The organism is Moorena sp. SIO2C4, assembly GCF_010672485.1.
GTDB classification, from domain to species: Bacteria; Cyanobacteriota; Cyanobacteriia; order Cyanobacteriales; family Coleofasciculaceae; genus Moorena; species Moorena producens.
In genome coordinates this window covers 1-1,062 of record NZ_JAAHGN010001573.1, presented here as the reverse complement: position 1 = coordinate 1,062, position 1,062 = coordinate 1, and the positions used below count along the sequence as shown (strand labels likewise).

General features: G+C 40.4%; 1 protein-coding gene. It reads left to right on the top strand.

The window, feature by feature from the left end; all coding sequences use genetic code 11:
• Nucleotides 1–111: 111 nt before the first annotated feature.
• Nucleotides 112–954, top strand: a complete 843-nt coding sequence (locus F6K20_RS39605) for a class I SAM-dependent methyltransferase (protein WP_008181867.1) — start codon at nucleotides 112–114, stop codon at nucleotides 952–954.
• The last annotated feature ends 108 nt before the right edge of the window (nucleotides 955–1,062 follow it).

Sequence of the window (1,062 nt, the reverse complement as noted above, 5' to 3'; positions counted from 1 at the left end):
TCTCCCGACTTCCGACTCCCGACTCCCGACTCCCGACTCCCGACTCCCGACTCCCGACTCCCGACTCCCCAAGACAAAACTACCTCACCAAATTGATAACTGCTATTAAAAATGAAAACTGAAAAATCCTATAAAGGCACATTCCTATATTTCGATTATCCCATAAATCAAAAATCGAGATATGGGCATGGTAAGCCTCCTCATCCCAAGCTGTATGAAATAATTAATCGAGGTAGAGACACTTACAAAACTTATCTCAATAGCTTTTTGCAATACCAGGAAAATCTGCTGAAATTCGCCAATAAAGCCATAAAAGAGCAATCCCCAGAGCCATCATTATTCAATCCCTGGCTCCCTGGTCTTGATGCCGTCTCCCTTTATAGTATTATACGCTTGAATAAGCCTAAACTCTATTTTGAAGTTGGGTCAGGAAACTCTACAAAATTCGCTAGGCGAGCGATTAAGGATGGTGGGCTAAACACTAAGATTATATCTATCGATCCTCAGCCGAGAGCAGAAGTTGATTTAATCTGTGATGAAGTGATTCGAAAGCCCGTAGAAACTGTCGATATTGCTATTTTTGATCAACTGGAATCTGGGGATATATTATTTGTAGATAATTCCCATCGAATATTTATGAATTCCGATGCTACAGTAATATTTTTAGATATTTTTTACAAGTTGAAGCCTGGGGTTATTGTAGTATTTCATAATATATTTTTACCCTATGATTATCCTCAAAAATGGGAAAAGCGTCATTATTCTGAACAGTATGTATTAGCCGCCTACCTCTTGGCAGAAGGTAGTAAATTTGATATTATTTTGCCAAACGCTTTCATCGGGTACGATCCATACTTAAAAGCCATAATGTCATCCCTTTGGCAATCCCCGGAAATGACTGGTGTTAATAAAGGAGGCGCTTCCTTTTGGCTTAAAATGAGAGAATTCTCTTGAGGATTATAGGGAATAGGGAATAGGGAATAGGGAAAAGTTTGAAGGCAAGAGGCAATAGGCAAGAGGAACCCACCCCTAACCCCTCCCAGGAGGGGAAGGCAATAGGCA

What these genes read in the sequence shown, in the direction of transcription:
- F6K20_RS39605 (WP_008181867.1), top strand. Translation starts at nt 112, where the DNA reads ATGAAAACTGAAAAATCCTATAAAGGCACATTCCTATATTTCGATTAT.